The sequence below is a fragment of the Paraburkholderia sp. genome, assembly GCF_035948235.1.
GTDB lineage: Bacteria > Pseudomonadota > Gammaproteobacteria > Burkholderiales > Burkholderiaceae > Paraburkholderia.
Map to the genome: position 1 here is coordinate 1 of NZ_DASZJJ010000033.1, position 21,941 is coordinate 21,941.

Genomic DNA, 21,941 nt, shown 5'->3' on the forward strand with positions numbered 1-21,941 from the left:
CTACATCGTCAAGGGCACCGACGTGCGGCACAAGTCGCGCGACGCGCTCGAACGCGAAGCACTGAGCTAACTTGCAGGCGGGGCGTGAATCGCGCTTTCGGGCGCGTTTTTCACGTCGCGAGATGAAATCGATTCCGCCCCGACATTTTTCGTAATCCGTATCAACAGGTCTTTAGGTCAAGAGGTGCCGATGCCTAGCAGCATTCTCGTCATTGAAGATGAGCCCGCAATTTCCGAACTGATTTCGGTCAATCTTCAACACGCCGGACACTGCCCGATTCGCGCATACAACGCGGAGCAGGCGCAGAATCTGATCAGCGATGTGCTGCCCGATCTCATCCTGCTCGACTGGATGCTGCCGGGCAAGTCGGGTGTGAATTTCGCGCGCGATCTGCGTAACAACGAGCGCACCAAACACATTCCGATCATCATGCTGACCGCGCGCGGCGACGAGCAGGACAAGGTGCTCGGCCTCGAAATCGGCGCCGACGACTACGTCACCAAGCCGTTCTCGCCGAAGGAACTGATGGCGCGCATCAAGGCGGTGTTGCGCCGCCGTGCGCCGCAGCTCACGGAAGACGTGGTGGCGATCAACGGTCTGAAGCTCGACCCGGCGACGCATCGCGTGGCCGCCCACGCGGAAGGCTCGGAAATCAAGCTGGATCTGGGTCCGACCGAGTTCCGCCTGCTGCACTTCTTCATGACGCACCCGGAGCGCGTGCACAGCCGTACGCAGTTGCTCGACCAGGTCTGGGGCGATCACGTGTTCGTAGAAGAGCGCACCGTGGACGTGCATATCAAGCGTCTGCGTGCCGCGCTTAAGCCCGCTGGCTGCGATGCTATGATCGAAACGGTGCGCGGCAGCGGCTATCGTCTTGCCAAGAGCGCATAAGCCTGTGGGCTGATTAACCGCAGTTACACGCCGGCGCGGCGTTTCTCGCAGCGCCGGTGTTCCGAATCCGCAGCGCCCCGGTACGGACTGTCACTCTCTTCGATCGCAGGAACATGAACATCATCTGGGCGCGCGCCCTCGTATCGATCGTGCTGCTTGCGCTCATCTGCACGGGCGTCGGCGCGTTATTCGGCGTCAAATTCGCGCTGGCCTTCGCCGTGGTGGCGCTGGTCGGCCAAATGGTTTTTAGCACCTTCCACAAGCAGCGCCTCTGGCGCCTGCTCGATGCCCCCGTGTACGGCGAAGTGCCGAGCGCGCCTGGCGTGTGGGGGGAAATCTACTACCGTCTGCATAAGCTCGCCAAGCGCTGGCACGCCCAGGTGCGCCAGGTCGAGCAACAGCATTCGCGTTTCATTCAGGCCATCCAGGCCTCGCCCAATGGTGTGGCGATGCTCGACGATCACGATCAGATCGAGTGGTGCAACGCCATCTCCGAAGTGCATTTCGGCCTCGATGCGAAGCGCGATCTGCGTCAGCACATCACCCATCTCGTGCGTCAGCCCGACTTCGTGCGCTATCTGAATTCGCACGATTACAAGGAAATGCTGATCATGCGCGGCATGGGGGCGAAGCGCCAGAACGTGATTTCGGTGCAGGTGTTCCCGTACGGCGATAACCGCAAGCTGGTGCTCTCGCAGGACATCACCGAACTCGAGCGCACCGACGCGATGCGGCGCGACTTCGTCGCCAATGTCTCGCATGAACTGAAGACGCCGCTTACGGTGCTCTCGGGCTTTCTGGAGACGATGCGCGAGCTGCCGCTGTCCGAGGAAGAGCGCATGCGCTACTTCGATCTGATGGAGCAGCAGGCTTCGCGCATGCGCCACATCGTCACCGACCTGCTGGTGCTGGCCAAGCTCGAAGGCGAGGCGCGTCTGCCCGGCGATCAGATCATCGATATGCGCGCGGTGCTCGGCCATGTGCGCGAGGACGCGGAAAGCCTCTCGGGCGGGCATCACGTCATCAGCGCCGATTTCGACGATGGCCTGAGCGTGACCGGTTCGGAGACCGAAGTACTGAGCGCGCTGGGCAACCTAGCGACCAACGCGGTGCGCTATACGCCTGAGGGCGGCGGCGTGCAACTGTCGTGGCGTCTCGAAGGCGGCAACGCGGTGTTCTCGGTGACGGACAGCGGCTATGGCATTCCGGCAAGCGACATTCCGCGTCTCACGGAGCGCTTCTATCGCGTCGATCGCAGTCGTTCGCGCGATACCGGCGGCACGGGCCTGGGTCTTGCGATCGTCAAGCACGTGCTGCAACGTCACGACGCAGCGCTCGAAGTGAAGAGCGAAGAAGGGCGGGGTAGTACCTTTACGGTGCGTTTCCCGGCCGCGCGCACGACGCGCCGGCAGCCCGCGCCGGCCTGAATTTCGTCGAATAAAAAAGCCGCTTCGTGTCACGACCGAAGCGGCTTTTTTGCATCTTGCGCCTGTTCGCAGAACAGGCGCGGATGCGTTGGATGCGTTAAGGACAGAACTTCGCCAGCAGGCTCATCTGCGCGTTGCGGATCGCCTTGCCGGCGCGGCGGCGCTTGTAGTGGCCGTCGCTTTGCATCAGCCACGCCGCCTGATTGTCGCCGAGGAAGCACGACAGACCTTCGGCAATCACGCGGCGTTTCAGGCGCCGGTCATGGATCGGGAACGCGACTTCGACGCGGCGGAACAGGTTGCGGTCCATCCAGTCGGCACTCGACAGATAGACTTCTTCCGCGCCGCCCGCGTAGAAGTAGTAGATGCGATGGTGTTCGAGGAAGCGCCCGACGATCGAGCGCACCGTGATGTTCTCGGACAAACCCGGCACGCCGGGCTGCAGCGAGCATACGCCGCGCACGATCAGATCGATCTTCACGCCCGCCTGCGATGCTTCGTATAGCTCATCGATGACCGTCGGTTCGAGCAGCGCGTTCATCTTCGCGACGATACGTGCCTTCTTGCCTTCGCGGGCAGCCTGAGCTTCGGCGCGGATCGACTCGACCAGCTTCGGATGCAGCGTGAACGGCGACTGCCACAGTTCGTTCAACTGCAATTCGCCGCCGATGCCGGTGAGCTGCTGGAACACGTGGTGCACGTCCTCGCACATCTTCGGCTCCGACGTCATCAGGCCGAAGTCGGTATAAAGACGCGCCGTGCGCGGGTGATAGTTGCCGGTGCCCAGGTGCACATAGCGGCGCAGTTGCATGCGGCCGTTCACGGGCGTGCGGCGCACGATCAGCATCATCTTGGCATGGCACTTGTGGCCCACCACGCCGTAGACCACGTGCGCGCCGACCGCTTCGAGCTGCGAAGCCCAGTTGATATTGGTTTCTTCGTCGAAGCGCGCGAGCAGTTCGACCACCACCGTGACTTCCTTGCCGTTGCGCGCGGCCTGCATGAGCGCGTCCATCAGTGGCGAGTCGGTGCCGGTGCGATAGATGGTCTGCTTGATGGCGACCACGTTAGGATCGTTGGCGGCCTGCAGCAGCAGCTCCAGCACGGGCTGGAAGCTTTCGTACGGGTGATGCAGCAGCACATCGCCCTGATCGATCACGTCGAACATGCTGCCGCTCGCGGCGATGCGCTGCGGAATCGCCGGCACGTGCGGCACGAATTTCAGATCCGGGCGATCCACCATTTCGGGCAACTGCATCAGACGCACGAGATTGACGGGGCCATCGACGTAATAGCAGTCCTTTTCATCCAGACCGCTTTCGTCGAGCAGACGCTTCACAAGATGCACCGGCGTTTCCGCCGACACTTCCAGGCGCACCGCATTGCCCAGGTGGCGCGCGGGCAGTTCGCCCTGCAGCGCCACGCGCAGATTGGTGATTTCGTCTTCGTCGACGAACAGTTCGCTGTTACGCGTGATGCGGAACTGGTTGCAGCTACGCACCACGAGGCTCGGGAACAGCTCGCCCACAAAGCGCTGCAGCAGCGAACCGAGCAGCACGAAGCCATGCTGGAAGCCCGACAGTTCCTGCGGCATGCGCACCAGGCGCGGCAGCGCGCGCGGCGCCTGCACGATGCCCATCACGGCCTGGCGCCCGAAGGCGTCCTTGCCTTCGAGTTCGACCACGAAGTTCAGGCTCTTGTTGAGCACGCGCGGGAACGGGTGGGCAGGGTCGAGGCCAATCGGCGTGAGCACCGGCAGCAGCTCGTCGAGGAAGTAGCGGCGCGCCCAGTTGGTCTGCGCTTCGTTCCAGGCGTCGGTGCCGTGAAAGTAGATGCCTTCCTGCTCCAGCGCCGGCAGCACGGTGTCGTGCAGCATGCGGTACTGGCGATGCACGAGACGCTGCGCGCGCTCGACCACGAGGTCGTACACGTGCTGCAGCGACATGCCGTCGGGCGAGAGCGCGCCCGGGTTGTCGCGCATCTGCTCCTGAAGCCCGGCCATGCGGACTTCGAAGAATTCGTCGAGGTTGCTGCTGGTGATGCAGATGAAGCGCAAGCGCTCCAGCAAGGGAACGGATGGGTCGGCGGCCTGTGCGAGCACACGCTCGTTGAATCCCAGAATGCCCAGTTCGCGGTTGAGAAGGGGATAGCGGATGGACATTGGTATTGAAAGCGGAATTTCAGGGGATGATTCGAACGGACGCTCGGAAATTCTCACAGTAATGTGACTTTATTGTGACATTTGGTGTGTCATAAATTTTACGCTGCATTTTCACGTTGCCGACACCTTGCAAAGTAATCATGCACACTGGGTCAGGACGCCCTCGCGGCGCGTTCCTTGCCATCTGCTGACGATAACCGAGCGAGGAGCGCCATGGGGAAGTCGGGTACGCTTAAAATGGCAGTTTTGGACAACGCGGCCGCCGCTCAGAGAGTCAGGATGGCCGCGTTCGCACGCATGGAGCCCGCACCCTCGATGGTCACCAACCCGCAACTGCTTGCCGCCGTCGATCTCGGCTCGAACAGCTTTCGCCTGATCGTCGGCCGCGTCGAGGAAACCGACGCCGGCAGCCAGATCTATCCCGTCGATGCCCTGCGCGAACCCGTGCGACTCGCCGCCGGCCTCTCGAAGGACAAGATGCTCGACCGCGCCTCGCAGGTGCGCGGCTGGGACGCGCTCAAGCGCTTTGGCGAGCGTCTGCGCGACTTCCATCCGGATCACGTGCGCGCCGTCGCCACCAACACACTGCGCGTGGCCAAGAACGCCCGCGAATTCCTCGGCGAAGCAGAAAAGGCGCTGGGCTTTCCGATCGAAGTGATCGCGGGCCGCGAAGAAGCGCGTCTCATCTATGCGGGCGCAGCACATTCGGTGCCCGCAAGCGCCGGTAAGCGCTTCGTGGTGGATATCGGCGGCGGCTCGACCGAGTTCATCATCGGCTCGCACTACACGCCGATCCGCATGGAGAGCCTCTACATCGGCTGCGTGAGCCATAGCCGCCAGTTCTTCCCGGCCGGCAACGTCGACGAATACACCATGCGCCAGGCCGAACTGGCCGCCTCGCGCGAAATCCAGATCATCTCGGCGGACTATCGCAAGACCGGCTGGGATCAGGCGATTGGCTCGTCGGGCACGGCGCGGGCGCTGGCCGAACTCGTTGAAGCCAACGGCTTCAACGATCCGGGCATCACGCACGGCATCTCGCGCGGCGGTCTCGAACGCCTGAAGCGCGCGCTCATCAAGGCCGAGAACGTCAACCGGCTGAAGCTGGTCGCGCTCAAGCCCGACCGCATTCCGGTGCTGGCGGGCGGCCTGTCGATCATGATCGCGGTGTTCGAGGAACTGGGCATCGACTACGTCGACACCACCGATGGCGCGCTGCGTCTGGGCGTGCTGTACGACCTGCTGGGCCGCTCGCAGCACGAGGACATGCGTACGGTCACGGTGGAAGGCTTCATGCGCCGCTATGGCGTCGATCGCGCCCAGGCGGGCCGTATCGGCGAGCTGGCCATGAGCTTCTACGACCAGTTCGAGGAAGCCGACGCCGAGCGCCGCGAAGAAAACCGCATGTTCCTGAGCTGGGCGGCGTCGCTGCACGAGATCGGCTTGTCGATCTCGCACAGCGCGTATCACAAGCACTCGGCCTATATCGCCAGCAATGCGGATATGCCGGGCTTCTCGCGCACCGACCAGGCGCGCCTGGCGGCGCTGGTGCTTGGCCACGTGGGCAAGCTCGGCAAGCTGTCGCAGACGCGCGACGTGGAATGGCCGCTGTTGTTCTGCCTGCGCCTGGCTGCGCTCTTGAGCCGCCGCCGCGCCGATGTGGGTCTGCCGAAGATCACGGTCGTGCAGGAGCACAACGGTTATGAAGTGATGCTGCCCAACGCGTGGGTGCAGAACAATCCGCTCACCGATTACAACCTCGTTCAGGAAGCGGCGGAGTGGGGCAAGATCGGCATTCCGTATCGCGTGGTGTATACCGACGAATAAGCGGGCAAGTAAGCCACGTCGCTTAAGCTGAAAACGACAATGCCCGGCCTGAGAGCCGGGCATTGTGTTTTGGGGCGGGTGCCGAACGCCGGTTAAACGTCGCCGAGGAAGTGGCGCGCGTAACGTTCGTTGATGTCCGAGAGACGGAACAGCGTGAGGAAGTCGGCGGTATTGAAGTCGGGATCCCAGGCCGGTGCGCCGCAGATCTTCGCGCCCAGGCGCAGATAACCCTTGATCAGCGGCGGCGGCACGGCGGACGCGCCGGTGCGCAGTTCCTCGACCGGCAGCGGCGTGTGCGGGAAGGCGCGGTACTCAGGGTCCGTCAGCGCGCTCGCGCCCAGCGAGGTGTACAGATTGGCCGCATAGTGACCGCCGTCCACCATCGCCACGCTCGCGCAGCCCAGCATCGTCTCGTAGCCGTTGTGCTGCATGTAGGCGCCCAGACCGCCCCACAGCGACATGATGACCGAGCCGCTGCGGTAGTCGGGGTGCACGCACGAGCGGCCCACTTCGACCATCTTCGGGCGCAGGTGCGCCAGACGCGAGACGTCGAATTCGCTTTCGGCGTACAGACGGCCGATACGCGTGGCCTGGTGCGGCGGCAGCACGCGATAGGTGCCGACGACCTTGAGCGTGTCGAGGTCGCGCACGAGCAGGTGATCGCAGTAGTTGTCGAAGGAGTCGACATCGAGGCCCGCCGGGCCGGACAGACGCGCGCCCATTTCCTCGGCGAATACGCGGTAGCGCAGGCGTTGCGCCTCGCGCAGTTCTTCGTCTGTGCGAGCCCAGGCTACCTGCAGGCGATGCTGCGCGGTGACCGTTTCTTCGGCGCGCGGCAGGCTCCGGGTCGACTCGAAGAGGCTCGAGGCGAACGGCAGGGAGGGCGTCGGCAGATCTCGCATGGGGCGTCCTTCGAAAGGTAAGAGAACTTTCCCGGCAATGTAGTAAGGCGCGGTTACGGTTCCATGAAAACGCAATGACGATTCGATGACGCGCTGTAAGGCGCACGCAGGCGAGGCGCGGCTTCAGCCCGCCTCAGGCTTGCTGGGCGGGGCGGGCGCGCTGTGAAGAGAGGAAAGCAAAGCGCCGCCAGAACGGCGGCGCGAGGTGTTGGTGCGATGCGACGTGGGATGCGCCGCGGGTGAATTCAGACGAGTTCGGGCGTGATGGCGGCCAGCAGGACGGCTTCGCCGTCGCCGTTACGCTCACGGCTTTTGATCCAGTAGACGCCCGATTTTTTTACGGCCCAGCTACGGCGTACGTTGCCGAGCCCATCCGTTTCGTTGCCCAGCAGGCGCGCCAGCACCTCGCCGAGCGTTGGCTGATGGCCGACCACCACGACGGTCGAGGCGATGCCGTCAGGCCAGCCAGCGGCCTCCAGCACGGCCTCGACACTGGCATTGGGCGCAAGCTCGCGCACCACGCGGTATTGATCGGTGAGCGCTTCGGCCGTCTGGATCGTGCGCGCGGCCGGACTGGCCAGGATCACGGCGTCTTCCGGCAAACGCGCGCGCAGCCAGCGCGCCACGTTCTGGGCCTGCTTGCGTCCGCGCGTGGTGAGCTGGCGGGCGAGGTCGCTCGCGGCGATGTCTTCGGCTTCGGCGTGACGCCAGAGGATGAGGTTCATGGAGCGGCTCTCCTGGAGGGATGCGGTCATTGTAGGGGGCGGGCGCGCTCAGGCGGCGCCTGCCGTCCTCACCCCTTGACGATCAGGCCGCGCCGCCCGAGGTCATATCGAGCGCCACCGCCTGCGCCACTTCGATGCCGTCGATCGCCGCCGAGTAGATGCCGCCCGCGTACCCGGCGCCTTCGCCTGCCGGATAGAGACCCTCGACGTTCATGCTCTGGTAGTTGTCCTTGCGGCGAATGCGCAACGGCGACGACGTACGCGTTTCCACACCGGTCAGCACCGCATCGTTCATCGCAAAGCCGGCGATTTTCTTGTCGAGCTGCGGCAGGGCTTCACGGATCGCCTCGATCACGTAATCGGGCAGCGCCGTGCTGAGATCGGTCGGATGCACGCCCGGCTTGTACGACGGCACCACGGAACCGAGCGAGGTCGACGGGCGGCCCGCGATGAAGTCGCCCACCAGTTGACCCGGCGCCATGTAATTGCCGCCGCCGAGTTCGAACGCGCGCTCTTCCCACTTGCGCTGGAAGGCGATGCCCGCAAGCGGGCCGCCCGGATAATCTTCCGGCGTAATGCCGACGACGATGCCCGCATTCGCGTTGCGCTCGGCGCGCGAATACTGGCTCATGCCGTTGGTGACCACGCGGCCGGGTTCGGACGTCGCGGCGACCACCGTGCCGCCGGGGCACATGCAGAAGCTATAGACCGCGCGGCCGTTGTTGGCGTGATGCACCACCTTGTAGTCGGCCGCGCCGAGTTCCTTATGGCCCGCAAACTTGCCGAAGCGGCTGCGATCGATCACGCCCTGCGGATGCTCGATGCGAAAGCCCAGCGAAAACGGCTTGGCTTCCATGAACACGCCGCGATCGTGCAGCATCTGGAACGTGTCGCGCGCGCTGTGGCCGACGGCCAGCACGACGTGGTCGCAGGGCAGCGTCTCGCCGTTCGAGAGCTTGAGCGCGCGCACCTTGCCGTTGTCGATTTCGATATCTTCGACACGCGTTTCAAAGCGCACTTCGCCACCCAGCTCGTGGATGGTGGCGCGCATCTTTTCCACCATGCTGACGAGACGGAACGTGCCGATGTGCGGGCGGCTCAGAAACAGGATGTCTTCCGGCGCGCCCGCCTTGACGAACTCCTCAAGCACCTTGCGGCCGTAGTGGTTCGGGTCCTTGATCTGGCTGTAGAGCTTGCCGTCGGAGAACGTCCCGGCGCCGCCTTCACCGAACTGCACGTTCGATTCCGGATTGAGCACCGACTTGCGCCACAGGCCGAAGGTGTCCTTGGTGCGCTCGCGCACGGCCTTGCCGCGCTCGAGAATGATCGGCTTGAAGCCCATTTGCGCGAGGATCAGACCGGCGAACAGACCGCACGGTCCCATGCCGATCACCACCGGGCGCGGCCGCGTGGAGTGCTCGGGCGCCTTCGCAACGAAGCGATAGGTCATGTCTGGCGTGGCGCCGACATGCGGCTTGCCCGCGACGCGCTTGAGCACCTTCGCCTCGTCCTGGACTTCGACATCGACGATATAGGTCAGCTTGATATCCGAGCGCTTGCGGGCATCGTGCGCGCGGCGGAAGACGGTGAAGCGGATCAGCCCGTCTGGCGCTACGCCGAGTTCCGCGAGGCGTCCCCGAATCGCGGCTTCAAGTTCGCTTTCGGCGTGGTCGAGGGGGAGTTTGACTTCGGATAGACGTAACATGGGTGCCAGGGTGCGGTCGCCACGGGAATCGTGGCCGATCTGTATTTTATAAGTTCGCCGGCTTTTCAAATCGAACCGGGCCGGACGACGGAATGCGAGCGCTTGTTTGGCGAAAAGCAGTGGAAGCGCTGCGTTTCCGCAATTCTCCGCGCGCTGGAGCCGGCGTTGGGGCCGGAATAGGCCGGGCGGGAGAAAATGAAAAAGGGGCTACAGGCCGATGGCGTGTAACCCCTTAGTATTGCTGGTCGGAGCGATAGGATTCGAACCTACGACCCTCTGATCCCAAATCAGATGCGCTACCAGGCTGCGCTACGCTCCGACGAATCGCGGATTGTAGCGCCCCTTAACATGCCGCGTCAAATGGGTTTCTATCTTTAATTTTTGATCGCACTTTCCGCAGGCGGAATTTCCCGCACTTTCTCTCGCGCTCCTCCCCGAACCGTCCCTCAAAAACCTCCTTCCAGGAACCGTCCGAAATACTGTATAAATATACAGGATAACGGTCTCGCCGCGGTTTCACCCGATGTGCCGTCTCAACACCCTCGTCATGCCCCATCCAGCGTCGGGCAGGGTGCCCTATTACCTTTTTCCAGAGCGGATCATGGCAGCAGCACTCCAGCTAGCGGCAAGCTTGCCGCCCCGGCTGCAAAGCCGGATCTGGCAGGGCAATCAGGTCGCCGCCGCAGGCATGCGCACGGTGTCGAGCGGCGATGCCGCGCTTGATGCGCTGCTGCCCGGCGCGGGCTGGCCGGCAGGCAGCCTGACCGAGCTGCTGGTGGAGCAGGGCGGCATCGGCGAGATGCGGCTGATGGCGCCCGCGCTGCGCGCGCTCACTGCGCAGGCCGGGCGGCATGTGCTGCTGGTCGCGCCGCCGTGGCGGCCCTATGCGTGCGCGCTCAAGGCGTGGGGAATTGCGCTGGAGCGCGTCGTCTGGATTCGCGCCAGCGACGACGAGGCGCCGTGGGCCGCCGAGCAGGCGCTCAAGCAGGATGGCATTGGCGCGGTGCTGCTGTGGCAGCCGAAGGCGCGCGCCGACGCGCTGCGGCGCTTGCAGGTCGCCGCGCAGGATTCGCAGGCGCTGGCGTTTCTGATGCGTCCGCCCGCAGCGCGCAGCCAGTCTTCGCCCGCGCCGCTGCGCATGGTCTGCACGCCGGTGCCGCCGCCCGAGGCGGATACACGCCTGAATCGCCGTGAATGGATGCAGCACACCGGTGTCTGCGTCGATATTTTCAAGCGCCGCGGGCCGCCGCCCGCCCAGCCACTCGTCGTCACTTTGCCGCTGCAGGAGTCGGTGCTGCCCCAGCCGGGCGCCGCGCCGTTCATGCCGTGGCCCGGGGTCAATCATGCTGTGGATCGCCGTCACCTTGCCGTTGTTGCCGCTGGAGGCCGTCAGGCCGCCGCTTCCGTCGATCGGGTCGTCTGAGGGCGTAGGGGCGGCTGCGAATCAAGCCGAAGAAAGCCAGCCCGCACGCTGCTACGCGCTCGCCGATCACGCGCGCATCCTGATTGCCGATCGCGATGCGTTTCGCCTCGGCGTGCAGCCGGGCAGCACGCGCGCGCATGCGCTGGCGCTCGCACCGGGCCTCGTGCTGCTCGAAGCCGATGCGGCGCGCGAGACGCGCGCGTTCGAGGCGCTGGCGCTCGCGCTGCTCGCCTATACGCCGAAGGTCTCGCTGGCCGAGGTGGCGTCGCACTCGCATACGTTGCTGCTCGAAGTCGGTTCCGGCTTGCGGCTGTTCGGCGGCGTGCGCGCGCTGCTGGCCAGAGTCACGGCCACCGTGGCCGATTGCGGTCACGCCGCGCGCATCGCCTGTGCCCCCACCGCGTGGGGCGCGTGGACGCTCGCGCAGGCGCATGCGACGGCCGGTGCGCACGCCGCGCGGCGTTTTCGCGTGCTCAAGGACGCGTCGCTTGCGCGTGCGCTCGATGCCTTGCCGGTCACGCTCGCGCCGTTCGCCGCGCAGCACGAGCACGCGCTCACGCAGATCGGCTGCGCGACGCTCGGCGATCTGCGGCGCTTGCCGCGCGAGGGCATCGTGCGGCGTTTCGGCGATGGCGTGCTCGGTTGGCTCGCGCAGGCGCGCGGCGAGGCGCCCGATCCGCGTGCGTGGTTCGTTGCGCCACCGTCGTTTCAGGCCTCGCTCGAACTGCAGGCGCGCGTGGAAAGCGCCGAAGCGCTGCTGTTCGCCGCGCGCCGTCTGGTGATGCAACTGGCGGGCTGGCTCGCCGCGCAGCATGGTGCGCTCAGCGGTTTCGAGCTGCGTCTGGAGCATGAACTGGCTTCGCGCCATGCGCCGCGCACGTCGAGTCTGCGGCTCACATGGGCCGCGCCCTCGCGCGACGCCGATCACCTGCTGTGGCTGCTGCGCGAGAAGCTCAACCAGACCGAACTGGCCGCGCCCGTGATCGGCATGGCGCTGGTTGCCGATCAGGTGAGCGCGTATGCGCCGCCCACCGACACGCTGTTTCCGTCGCCCGAGGCGTCGGATGCGTCGCTGGCGCAACTGTTCGAGCGCATTGGCGCGCGCATCGGCGAGCAGAACGTGTTGCAGCTGTTCGTCGAGGACGATCATCGGCCTGAGCACGCGATGTCGGCGCGTACGTATCGAGCACCGTCGCGTGCACCGTCGCGCCGCCAGACGCCGCGCAAATCGCGCAATAAGGCTGGCGCCCAGGCCGCGGCGGCGCAGGAAGACAACGCGCCGGTGCAAAGCGCCTTCGATCTGCCCGAAGTGCCGCTGCCGACGCAGCCGCGTCCGGCGTGGCTGCTCGAAAAGCCGCTCAAGCTGGCCACGCGCGACGACCGGCCGGTCTATCGCCGCCCGCTCAAGACGCTCACGCGCACCGAGCGTATCGAGGCAGGCTGGTGGGACGGCGAGGGCGTCGCGCGCGACTACTACGTTGCCGCCGACGATCGGGGGCACATGTTCTGGCTCTACCGCGAACGCATCGGCGGCCAGTGGTATCTGCAAGGGCTGTTCGGCTGATGCCGTCGATTGCATTAACCCGTATTTAACGCATCATGTCGAACCGTGGAGCGGGCGCATCGTTGCCCGCGCAACTACCGGCGCAGTTACCTGACTATGCCGAGCTGCACTGCCTGACCAACTTCACGTTCCTGCGCGGCGCATCGCGTCCGAACGAGCTGGTCGAGCAGGCGATCCGCAACGGCTACAGCGCGCTTGCCATCACCGACGAGTGCTCGTTCGCCGGGGTGGTGCGCGCCTGGAGCGCACTCAACGATTACGACGAAGCGCGAAAGAAAGCCCACGAGGCCGCGCACGGCAAAAGCGCCCCCTTCGTGCCTTCGCTGCAACTGCTGATCGGCAGCGAACTGAATCTCGTCGATGAAAACGACGCGCCGTTCTGCACGCTCATCGCGATCGCGATGAACCGCGAGGGCTACGGCAATCTCTGCGAGCTGATCACGCTGGCGCGCTCGCGTGCCGACAAAGGCCACTACCGCGTGCATCCGCTCGACTTCACCGATCCCGAGCCGGACTTCGCGCATCTGCGCCATCTGCGCGACTGCGTGCTGCTGCTGGTGCCGCAGCGCACGGCCACGCTCGCCCAGACGCTGCGCGCCGCGCACTGGCTGGCGGGCTTCGCGTCCGGGCGCGCGTGGCTCGCGCTCGAACTCTGGCAGACCGGCGGCGACGATACGCAGATCGAAGTGCTGCGTCACGTCTCGCAGGAAAGCGGCCTGCCGCTCGTCGCGGCGGGCGGCGTGCTGATGCATGCGCGTTCGCGCAAGCCCTTGCAGGACACGCTCAGCGCGGTGCGCATCGGCAAACCGCTCACGGCGTGCGGCCGCGCGCTGGAGCCGAATGCGGAGCGCCATCTGCGCTCGCGCGTGCGCCTGAGCCATCTGTATCCGCGCGACACGCTCGACGCGACGCTGGAAGTGGCGCGCCGCTGTACTTTCGAGCTGGGCGAGCTGGCGTACGAATACCCCGAGGAACTGGTGCCCGCGCATGAGACGCCCACCACCTGGCTGCGCACGCTCGTCATGCAGGGCGCCGACGAGCGCTGGCCCGACGGCATGAACGAGAAGCGCCGCAGCCAGATCGAGCAGGAACTCGCGCTCATCACCGAGCTGAAGTACGAGAAATACTTCCTGACCGTGCACGACATCGTGCGCTTCGCGCGCGAGCAGAAGATTCTTTGCCAGGGGCGAGGTTCGGCGGCGAATTCGGTGGTGTGCTTCTGCCTGAAAATCACCGAGATCGATCCCGTGCGCATGAACATGCTGGTGGCGCGCTTTCTGTCCCGCGCGCGCAACGAGCCGCCTGATATCGACGTCGATTTCGAGCATCAGCGCCGCGAAGAAGTCATCCAGTACATCTATCGCAAATACGGCACGCGCCGCGCCGCGCTCGCCGCGACGCTCATCACTTACCGCTCGCGCAGCGCGCTGCGCGACGTGGGCAAGGCGCTCGGGCTCGACAACACGCTGGTCGAAAAGCTCTCGGGCGCGCATCAGTGGTGGGACGGCCCGGATTCGATCGCGCATCATCTGCAGGAAGCCGGTTTCTCGCCCGATTCGCCCGTCACGCAGCAATTGATCCGCCTTACGCGCGAGCTGCGCGGTTTTCCGCGTCATCTCTCGCAGCACGTGGGCGGCTTTGTGATCGCGCGCGACAAGCTCTCGCGGCTCGTGCCGATCGAAAACGCGGCCATGAAAGACCGCTACGTGATCGAATGGGACAAGGACGATATCGACGCGCTGTGTCTCTTGAAGGTGGACGTGCTGGCGCTCGGCATGCTCTCGGCGATCCGGCGCTCGCTTGAATTCGTGGCGCTGCGGCGCGGGCTGCCGCAGTTCGGCGTGAAGGACATTCCCATTGAGGATCCGGCCGTCTACGCGATGTGCAGTCATGCCGATACGGCTGGCGTGTTCCAGATCGAGTCGCGCGCGCAGCAGAGCATGCTGCCGCGCCTGCGCCCACGCACTTATTACGACCTCGTGATCCAGGTGGCGATCGTGCGGCCCGGGCCGATCCAGGGCGACATGGTGCATCCCTACCTCAAGCGGCGGCATGGCGAGGAGCGTGTCGAGTACGCGAAGGACGAACTGCGTCCGGTGCTCCAGCGCACGCTCGGCGTGCCGATTTTCCAGGAGCAGGTGATGCATCTGGCGATGGTCGCCGCCGATTATTCCGGCGAGGAAGCCGACAAGCTGCGCCGCGCGATGGCCGCGTGGCGGCGCGACGGCAATCTGAAGCCGTATCAGGAAGACCTGACGAACCGCATGAAGGCCAAGGGTTACTCGCAGGAATTTGCCGAGCGCATCTGCAAGCAGATTGAGGGTTTCGGCGACTACGGTTTCCCGGAAAGTCACGCGGCCAGCTTCGCGCTGCTCGTGTACACGAGTTCCTGGCTCAAGCGCTATGAGCCCGCCGCGTTTCTGGCGGGGCTGCTCAACAGCCAGCCGCTTGGCTTTTATTCGCCGTCGCAACTGGTGCAGGACGCGAAGCGGCACGGCGTGCTGGTGCGCGCGCCCGATATCGCCATCAGCGAGTGGGAGTCGGTGCTGGAAGCGCGCAGCAAGCCCGGCGTGCGGCTCGACGAGGGCACTGCGCGGGTGCGCCGCACGCGCGTGGCGCATTACCGCGCGCGCCTGCAGGCCGCCGTGGCGCGCCGCGGCGTGCCGCGCCTGCCGGAACTGATGTGTCGTCACGGGCGGATCGCGCGCATGCGTGCCGCGCAGGCGCCAGAGCATTACGGCAGCGGCGGCCCGGCGGTGCGGCTCGGCTTCAGTCTCATCAAGGGGTTTTCTGAGAGTGCCGCGCGGCGCGTGCTGGCGGCGCGCGCCCAGGCGCCTTTCGCCGATGTCGATGATCTCGCGCGTCGCGCCGCGCTCACGCGCCGCGAACTGGAGGCGCTGGCGGCGGCCAATGCGCTGGCGAGCATCGCGGGGCATCGGCGCGAGGCCTGGTGGGCGGTGACCGCGCAGCACGCGGTGCCTGCGCTACTGCGCGACGCGCCCGTCGCCGAAGCGCGCATCGATCTGCCGCGTGCTTCCGAAGGTGCGGAGATCGTCGCCGATTACGCGAGCCTGCGTCTCACGCTCAACCGTCATCCGCTCGAACTACTGCGCGAGGGGTTGGCGAAGCAGCGCTTTCTGAGCGCGGCGCAACTGGCGCTGTGCGGTCACGGCAAGCTTGCGCGCGTATGCGGCATCGTCACGGTGCGGCAGCGGCCCGGCACGGCCAAGGGGACCATTTTCGTTTCGCTGGAGGACGAGACCGGCTCGGTCAACGTGATCGTGCACGCGGCGCTGGTGGAGTCGCAGCGCAAGGAACTGCTGGGCGCGTCGCTGCTGGCGGTGGCGGGCGTGGTTCAGCGGCAGGGCGAGGTGGTGCATCTGGTCGCGAACCGGCTGGAGGACCACAGCCGCCTGCTCGGACGTCTCGCGACGCAAAGCCGCGATTTTCATTGAAGGCGGGAAGGGCGCGCGGCGTGGATTGCCGCGCGCCGGACTGGTGGTTTACGACCTGGCTTGCCCGGCCTCGAAGGCGTCGAGCACTGCGCGAATGCCCGCATCGAACGGCGTGCGCCGGCCGATTCCCAGCGCTTCGAGCCGCCCCGAATCGAGGTGGCAGTCGCGCGGTCGCGGCGTTGAGTCAGCAGGCTCCGTCTGCGCGATCAAGCGAGCGTCGATGCCGAGTGCGCGCGCGATGCGCTGTGCGATCTCGTACTTGGTCATCGGTTCGTCGCCGGACCATTGCGCGAGGCCCCGCACCGCGTTGCCGTCCGCGCAGCGCGTGAGCAGCTCGCGGATCACGAACGCCACGTCGGGCGTGAAGGTGGGATAACGCGTGGCCCACGCGTCCATCACCGCTGGAGTGCTGCCCGCTTGCGCCGAGGCGCGGATTGCGGGCACCAGACTCGTCACCGCCGACTCTTGCCAGTTCACGATCGGGCCGTAGAGCAGCGGCAGACGCAGCACCAGCGCGTTGTCCATGGCGTCGAGCAATGCGCGCTCGCCTTCGAGCTTGCTGTGACCGTAGGCGTTGAGCGGATTCGGCGTGGCGTCGGGCAGATAGGGCGGTGCGCTGCCGTCGAACACGTAGTCGGTGGAAATCGACAATACCCATGCGCCGCGTGCTTTGGCCGCCGCTGCGACGTGGCGCACCGCGTCCACATTGAGCGCGCGCGCCGCGGCGGGATCGTGCTCGCAGACATCGGGCCGGCGCTCGGCGGCGGCGATCACGATCGCGTCGGGCGATTCGCGCGCGACGAACGCCTCAACCGCACGCGCGTCGCGCACGTCGAGCGCGACCTGCTGCGCGCCGACGCGGCTGAAGGCCGTCTGCACGACCTGCCAGTCCGTTTGCGCGGCCAATTCACGCACGAGCGCGCGACCCAGCAGCCCGGATGCCCCCGCAATGGCGACCTTGAACATAGCGCGCGCCTCGCGTCAGGCCGTGGCCGTGACGGTGTAGCCGGCTTCGTCGATGGCGGCCTTGAGCACCTCGGCGCTCTGGCTCGATTCGACGCTCACGCGGCCAGCGGCCAGATCGATCTGGACCTTTGCGGCGGCGTCCTGTTCGTGGATCGCGCGCGTGACCGCGCCGACGCAGTGCTGGCAGCTCATGCCTTCGACGTTGAACTGGATCATGGTGAAGTCCTTTTAAGTGAAAACGGAGGAAAAACGCGTCGTCCGATTATGCCAGCGGTGGCCGGATCGTCCGGACGGAGCGACTGGACCTTCCCATCGTGGGAAGGTGTAGGATCAAAAAACTGGCAGATTGCAGGAGAGCAGCATGAATATTGGTGAAGCGGCGCGCGCCTCGGGCGTCACGGCAAAAATGATCCGCTACTACGAAAGCGTGGACCTGATTGCGCCGAAAGCGCGCACCGAGGCGGGCTATCGCGTCTACGGCATGGAGGAGGTGCACGCGCTGCGCTTTATCCGCCAGGCCCGCCGGCTGGGTTTTCTCGTCGACGATATACGCCGTCTGCTGGCGCTCTGGCACGATCGCTCGCGCGCCAGCGCCGAGGTGAAGGCTATCGCGCTCGAACATGTGACTGAACTGGACCAGCGCATCGCCGAACTCACGCAGATGCGCGACACGCTGCGCCACCTTGCGGCCCATTGTCACGGCGACGACCGGCCAGACTGCCCGATTATCGAACGCCTGGCCGATCCGGAACCGGTTGCCGAGGTTGCACCGGGCGCTGACACTTGAGCTGGCGCAAACTTTCGGCAAAAGGTGCAACCCGCCCGCGCAAACGATCGCAACTTTTGCGCTTTTCTGCACAATTCTGGTGCGCATTTCTGCATTAACCGCGAAGGCGTTGCGAATCGTCCTAAAAATCTGCCGATAAATCATAATGTTGCCAAATATCTGTCGTGCACCATTCCAGATTGGAATGCACTGTATGCGAGCAATTCACTGGCAAAGTCAGGTGCAACCGCTATAATGCGGGTTATCCCTTACGAGGGTAATCCCTGATGCAAATCCACCGGGGATACATACCGATCCTTGGAGAACACCATCATGTTTGCGTACTTCCTCGAAAAGCTGAGCACCTGGTTCGAAACTGCAGAGCGCCGTCGCCGCGAAACGTATCTCGCCTCGTCGACCGATATCGTGCAACTCGAACAGCGCATCCGCTCGCTCGAATCGAGCGGCTACTCGCTGTAAGCAGTCCCCGGCCCTCGCATCAGGGCCGCCGACTTGCCGCAAGCCCCGCATCTGGCGGGGCTTTGTCATTTCTGGACCGGTTTTCCTTGAGCGCATGCCTTGCAGTCTGAACCTTGCCACCACGGTAAGGTAAAGTCCTTTTTGCGATTAGCCGACAACACCATAGGTAAGCACCGACTCTGCAATCAGAATCGGCGTCGCTACTCACTCCGGGGGCTTTTCATGGCGTCAGACCGTTTTTTCCGCCCATCGCTGGCCGTCGTGCTGACGGCGACAGCCATGGCGTTCGCGAGTGCGGGCGCACACGCGGCAGGCAAGCCGTTGATTCTGGATACGGAAACGGGGATCAACGACGGGCAATCGGGCACGGTGCTGCAGACCGCGCCGCTTTCGCATCAGCCCATGGTGCAGATGCAGCAGTTGCCCACGCTCAATGGCAATGGCACGGACGGCTCGCAGCCGATCATCGTCGCGCCTTATGTGGAAGTGCCGGGCGGCGGCGGGCGGCCGCCGCGTCCTCGCACGGTGCAGCCGCAATATGCGCCGCAGCAATACATCCCTCAGCAGTACGTCCCGCAGCAATAGCGGGAGCGTACGCGCTCAGTCGCCGCGCGATTCGATCTTGAACTGCGCGCCGTCGTCCAGACCCAGCGTCTTGACGAGGAAGGGCATGGTTTCCTTAAGCTCGGCTGCGAGCGTGTAGGGCGGGTTCAGAATGAACATGCCGCTGCCGAACAGGCCAAAGCCGTCCTTCGGCGGATGGCTGACCGACAGCGAAACGTGCAGCCAGCTCTTTTCCTGGATGCGCTTGAGCTGCTCCGGGAAACGCTGCGATTCCGGACGCGTCACCTGCGGATACCAGACCGCATAGGTGCCGGTCGAAAACCGTTCGAGGCTCTCCGTCACGCATTTGATCGTGCGCGAATAATCGCGCTTGTCCTCGAACGACGGATCGATCAGCACCAGCGCACGGCGCGGCGGCGGCGGCAGCAGCGCCTTGATGCCGTCGAAACCGTCACCGGGGTAGATCATCACGCGGCGGCCCGCGTCGCGAAAACGATGGCGCAGCACGTCGATTTCGGTGGTGTGCAGCTCGAACAGGCGCATGCGGTCCTGCTCGCGCATCAGTCGCCACGCCAGATAGGGCGAACCGGGATAAAAGCGCAGATGGCCGTCCGGGTTGAGCGCCGACACTTCATCGACATATTCCGCAAGCATCGCCGGCAGATCGGTACGGTTCCAGAGCTTGCCGATGCCGGTGTCGTATTCGGCGTTCTTGGTCGCATAACCCTCGCGCAGCGCATAGGCGCCCGCGCCCGCATGGGTGTCGATGTACCAGAACGCCTTGTCCTTCTTGCCGAGGTGGTTCAGCAATTGCACGGTGACGGCGTGCTTGAGGACATCGGCGTGATTGCCGGCGTGAAAGGCGTGACGGTAGCTCAGCATGATGGGGCCAAAGGCAAGCTCGGGCGGCGGCGCGTCGCGTGCGAACGCGCGCTCAGGCCCGATGGCTGGGTGAAACGGATCGGCGGCGCAGGCTGCGCGCCGCCGGAGAAAGGCCGCGTATTGTACAGGCGTCGTCGTGGCCTGCGCCCCGCGACGCCGCAGTAACTCCGCAGTTACTCAATCGTAGGCGTCGCCGATGATCGCCTCGATCTTCTCCTTTACCTCGGGCGTGATCTTTTGCGCCACGTCGCGCGCCTTCATGTTTTCGCCGATCTGTTCCACACGCGAGGCGCCGGTAATGACGGTACTCACATTCGGATTCTTGAGAATCCACGCAAGCGCAAGCTGCCCAACCGTGCAATCCAGCTCTTTCGCGAAATCGGCGAGCTTGCCGACGATCGCGTTTTTATCGGCGTCGGTGACCTGCTTGCGCAGCCAGTCGTAACCCTGCAACTGCGCGCGGCTGTCGGCGGGCACGCCGCCGCGATATTTGCCCGTGAGCAGCCCCGAGGCGAGCGGACTCCACGTTGTCAGTCCCAGACCGATGTCTTCATATAGACGCCGATATTCGTCTTCCACGCGGCGGCGGTGGAACAGGTTGTACTGCGGCTGTTCCATGACGGGTTTGTGCAGATGATGGCGTTCCGCGATTTCCCACGCGGCGCGGATTTCGTCCGCGCTCCATTCCGAGGTGCCCCAGTAGAGCGCCTTGCCGCGCGTGATCATGTCGCTCATCGCCCAGACGGTCTCTTCGACTGGCGTGTTCGGGTCGGGGCGATGGCAGAACACCAGATCGACGTAATCGAGCTGCAGGCGCTTGAGCGAATGGTCGATGGCGTCCAGCAGATATTTGCGATTGAGCGTGTGGTACTGGTTGGGCGCCTCGTTCAAGCCCCAGAAGAACTTGGTGGAGACCACGTAGCTCACGCGCGGCCACGCGAGTTCCTTGAGCGCCTGGCCCATGATTTCTTCGGACTGGCCGCCTGCATAAACTTCGGCGTTGTCGAAGAAGTTGACGCCCGCATCTCGCGCCGCGGCCAGCGATTCGCGCGCAAGATTGCGATCGACCTGGTTGCCGTACGTGACCCACGAGCCGATGGACAGTTCGCTGACTTGCAGGCCGGAGCGGCCCAGTCGCCGGTAGTTCATGAACGTCTCCTTTGCGTAGAGCAGGCAAATTAGCACGATCCGCGCGCCGGCGCTGACGGGCCGCGCTGTGCTGCATCAAGCGCACGCCAAATGAAGCTCTGCGACTTGCCAGCTTCACGCGCGTGACAGGCGCGTTCATGCACAATAGCGCGGTTGACTGCGGCGCAACATTCGCCCGGATGGCGTAGGCGCGTCGAGGTCTCATCTTGTCCACTGTGTCCACTTTCTGGAGGTGCTTGATGTCGTCTCTCTCTCTGAATTCGAATCTCAATGGCAAGGTCGCGGTCGTTACCGGCGCGGCCAGCGGCATCGGCAAGCAGATCGCGCTCACGCTCGCCCAGGCAGGGGCCGCCGTGGCCATCGCCGACCTCAACCAGAGCGGCGCAGATGCCGTCGCGGAAGAGATCAAGGGCGCGGGCGGCAAGGCCATCGGCATTGCCATGGACGTGACCAGCGAAGAGGCCGTCAACGACGGCATCGACAAGGTCGCCGCCACCTTCGGCTCGATCGACATCCTCGTCTCGAATGCCGGTATCCAGATCGTGAATCCAATCGAAAACTATTCGTTTGCCGACTGGAAGAAAATGCAGGCGATTCACGTCGACGGCGCGTTCCTCACCACCAAGGCCGCGCTCAAGTACATGTACAAGGACGATCGCGGCGGCGTGGTGATCTACATGGGCTCGGTGCACTCGCATGAGGCGTCGCCGCTGAAGTCGGCCTATGTGACGGCCAAGCATGGTTTGCTCGGCCTCGCGCGCGTGCTGGCGAAGGAAGGCGGCAAGCACAACGTGCGCTCGCATGTGGTTTGCCCCGGCTTCGTGCGCACGCCGCTGGTGGACAAGCAGATTCCCGAGCAGGCCAAGGAACTGGGCATTTCCGAAGAGGAAGTGGTCAAGAAGGTGATGCTCGGCGGCACGGTCGATGGCGTGTTCACGACGGTCGAAGACGTGGCGCAAACCGTGCTGTTCCTTTCGGCGTTCCCGAGCGCAGCATTCACGGGTCAGTCGTTCGTCGTCAGCCACGGCTGGTTCATGCAGTAACGCGGAGGGC

18 protein-coding genes and 1 tRNA gene are annotated in these 21,941 nt (G+C 64.9%); 10 read left to right on the top strand and 9 right to left on the bottom strand.

The genetic code is table 11. The annotated features are described in order from the left end of the window. Positions 1–190 precede the first annotated feature (190 nt). Positions 191–892 carry a phosphate regulon transcriptional regulator PhoB gene (phoB, locus tag VG320_RS01965; RefSeq protein WP_027817258.1) on the top strand — a complete coding sequence of 234 codons (702 nt, stop codon included), beginning with the start codon at positions 191–193 and terminating at the stop codon, positions 890–892. A gap of 113 nt (positions 893–1,005) precedes the next feature. Continuing rightward, complete coding sequence (gene phoR / locus VG320_RS01970) at positions 1,006–2,319, top strand: phosphate regulon sensor histidine kinase PhoR (RefSeq protein WP_327198491.1); 1,314 nt, start codon at positions 1,006–1,008, stop codon at positions 2,317–2,319. Positions 2,320–2,416: 97 nt separating this feature from the next. Here phoR and ppk1 read toward each other — a convergent pair whose 3' ends face one another. Next, on the bottom strand, positions 2,417–4,480 hold the full coding sequence (ppk1, locus tag VG320_RS01975) for a polyphosphate kinase 1 (RefSeq protein ID WP_327198492.1): 2,064 nt from the start codon (positions 4,478–4,480) through the stop codon (positions 2,417–2,419). Positions 4,481–4,717: 237 nt separating this feature from the next. On the opposite strand from ppk1, the gene ppx reads away from it, so the two are divergent. Further along, positions 4,718–6,307, top strand: a complete 1,590-nt coding sequence (gene ppx, locus VG320_RS01980; protein ID WP_414695941.1) for an exopolyphosphatase — start codon at positions 4,718–4,720, stop codon at positions 6,305–6,307. A gap of 92 nt (positions 6,308–6,399) precedes the next feature. Here ppx and VG320_RS01985 read toward each other — a convergent pair whose 3' ends face one another. The 4 genes from VG320_RS01985 to VG320_RS02000 form a co-directional block, all read right to left on the bottom strand. Further along, positions 6,400–7,209 (bottom strand): GNAT family N-acetyltransferase, encoded by an 810-nt coding sequence (locus tag VG320_RS01985; protein ID WP_327198494.1) that lies wholly within the window; start codon positions 7,207–7,209, stop codon positions 6,400–6,402. 245 nt (positions 7,210–7,454) lie between these two features. After that, positions 7,455–7,934 (bottom strand): phosphohistidine phosphatase SixA, encoded by a 480-nt coding sequence (sixA, locus tag VG320_RS01990; RefSeq protein ID WP_327198495.1) that lies wholly within the window; start codon positions 7,932–7,934, stop codon positions 7,455–7,457. A gap of 82 nt (positions 7,935–8,016) precedes the next feature. Then, on the bottom strand, positions 8,017–9,639 hold the full coding sequence (locus VG320_RS01995; RefSeq protein ID WP_327198496.1) for an NAD(P)/FAD-dependent oxidoreductase: 1,623 nt from the start codon (positions 9,637–9,639) through the stop codon (positions 8,017–8,019). A gap of 242 nt (positions 9,640–9,881) precedes the next feature. After that, positions 9,882–9,958, bottom strand: a tRNA-Pro gene (locus tag VG320_RS02000). Between the two features lie 282 nt (positions 9,959–10,240). On the opposite strand from VG320_RS02000, the gene imuA reads away from it, so the two are divergent. The 3 genes from imuA to VG320_RS02015 are packed head-to-tail and all read left to right on the top strand — an operon-like array spanning position 10,241 to position 16,081. Next, a complete protein-coding gene (gene imuA, locus VG320_RS02005; RefSeq protein WP_327198497.1) occupies positions 10,241–11,062 on the top strand; it encodes a translesion DNA synthesis-associated protein ImuA in 822 nt (273 codons plus the stop codon). Then, on the top strand, positions 10,983–12,626 hold the full coding sequence (locus VG320_RS02010) for a DNA polymerase Y family protein (RefSeq protein WP_327198498.1): 1,644 nt from the start codon (positions 10,983–10,985) through the stop codon (positions 12,624–12,626). The genes imuA and VG320_RS02010 overlap by 80 nt, the downstream gene beginning before the upstream one ends. Before the next feature lie 35 nt (positions 12,627–12,661). Then, the gene (locus VG320_RS02015) at positions 12,662–16,081 is read left to right on the top strand and encodes an error-prone DNA polymerase (protein WP_327198499.1); all 3,420 of its coding nucleotides are present in this window, start codon (positions 12,662–12,664) and stop codon (positions 16,079–16,081) included. A 48-nt stretch (positions 16,082–16,129) separates the two neighbouring features. Here VG320_RS02015 and VG320_RS02020 read toward each other — a convergent pair whose 3' ends face one another. Beyond that, positions 16,130–17,047 (bottom strand): SDR family oxidoreductase, encoded by a 918-nt coding sequence (locus VG320_RS02020; RefSeq protein WP_327198500.1) that lies wholly within the window; start codon positions 17,045–17,047, stop codon positions 16,130–16,132. 15 nt (positions 17,048–17,062) lie between these two features. Beyond that, a complete protein-coding gene (locus VG320_RS02025) occupies positions 17,063–17,263 on the bottom strand; it encodes a heavy-metal-associated domain-containing protein (protein ID WP_327198501.1) in 201 nt (66 codons plus the stop codon). Between the two features lie 145 nt (positions 17,264–17,408). On the opposite strand from VG320_RS02025, the gene cueR reads away from it, so the two are divergent. From cueR to VG320_RS02040, 3 genes are all read left to right on the top strand, one after another. Then, positions 17,409–17,834 carry a Cu(I)-responsive transcriptional regulator gene (gene cueR / locus VG320_RS02030; protein WP_327198502.1) on the top strand — a complete coding sequence of 142 codons (426 nt, stop codon included), beginning with the start codon at positions 17,409–17,411 and terminating at the stop codon, positions 17,832–17,834. A 312-nt stretch (positions 17,835–18,146) separates the two neighbouring features. Beyond that, positions 18,147–18,293 carry a DUF3563 family protein gene (locus tag VG320_RS02035; protein ID WP_327198503.1) on the top strand — a complete coding sequence of 49 codons (147 nt, stop codon included), beginning with the start codon at positions 18,147–18,149 and terminating at the stop codon, positions 18,291–18,293. Positions 18,294–18,515: 222 nt separating this feature from the next. After that, positions 18,516–18,878 carry a hypothetical protein gene (locus tag VG320_RS02040; protein WP_327198504.1) on the top strand — a complete coding sequence of 121 codons (363 nt, stop codon included), beginning with the start codon at positions 18,516–18,518 and terminating at the stop codon, positions 18,876–18,878. A gap of 15 nt (positions 18,879–18,893) precedes the next feature. Here the strand turns inward: VG320_RS02040 and VG320_RS02045 are convergent, their stop codons facing one another. Further along, a complete protein-coding gene (locus tag VG320_RS02045; RefSeq protein ID WP_327198505.1) occupies positions 18,894–19,739 on the bottom strand; it encodes a 23S rRNA (adenine(2030)-N(6))-methyltransferase RlmJ in 846 nt (281 codons plus the stop codon). Between the two features lie 177 nt (positions 19,740–19,916). Further along, positions 19,917–20,888, bottom strand: coding sequence for an aldo/keto reductase (locus tag VG320_RS02050; protein WP_327198506.1), 972 nt, complete (start codon positions 20,886–20,888; stop codon positions 19,917–19,919). 239 nt (positions 20,889–21,127) lie between these two features. Here VG320_RS02050 and VG320_RS02055 point away from each other — a divergent pair, with 239 nt between their 5' ends. Next, the gene (locus tag VG320_RS02055) at positions 21,128–21,931 is read left to right on the top strand and encodes a 3-hydroxybutyrate dehydrogenase (RefSeq protein WP_042297293.1); all 804 of its coding nucleotides are present in this window, start codon (positions 21,128–21,130) and stop codon (positions 21,929–21,931) included. The last annotated feature ends 10 nt before the right edge of the window (positions 21,932–21,941 follow it).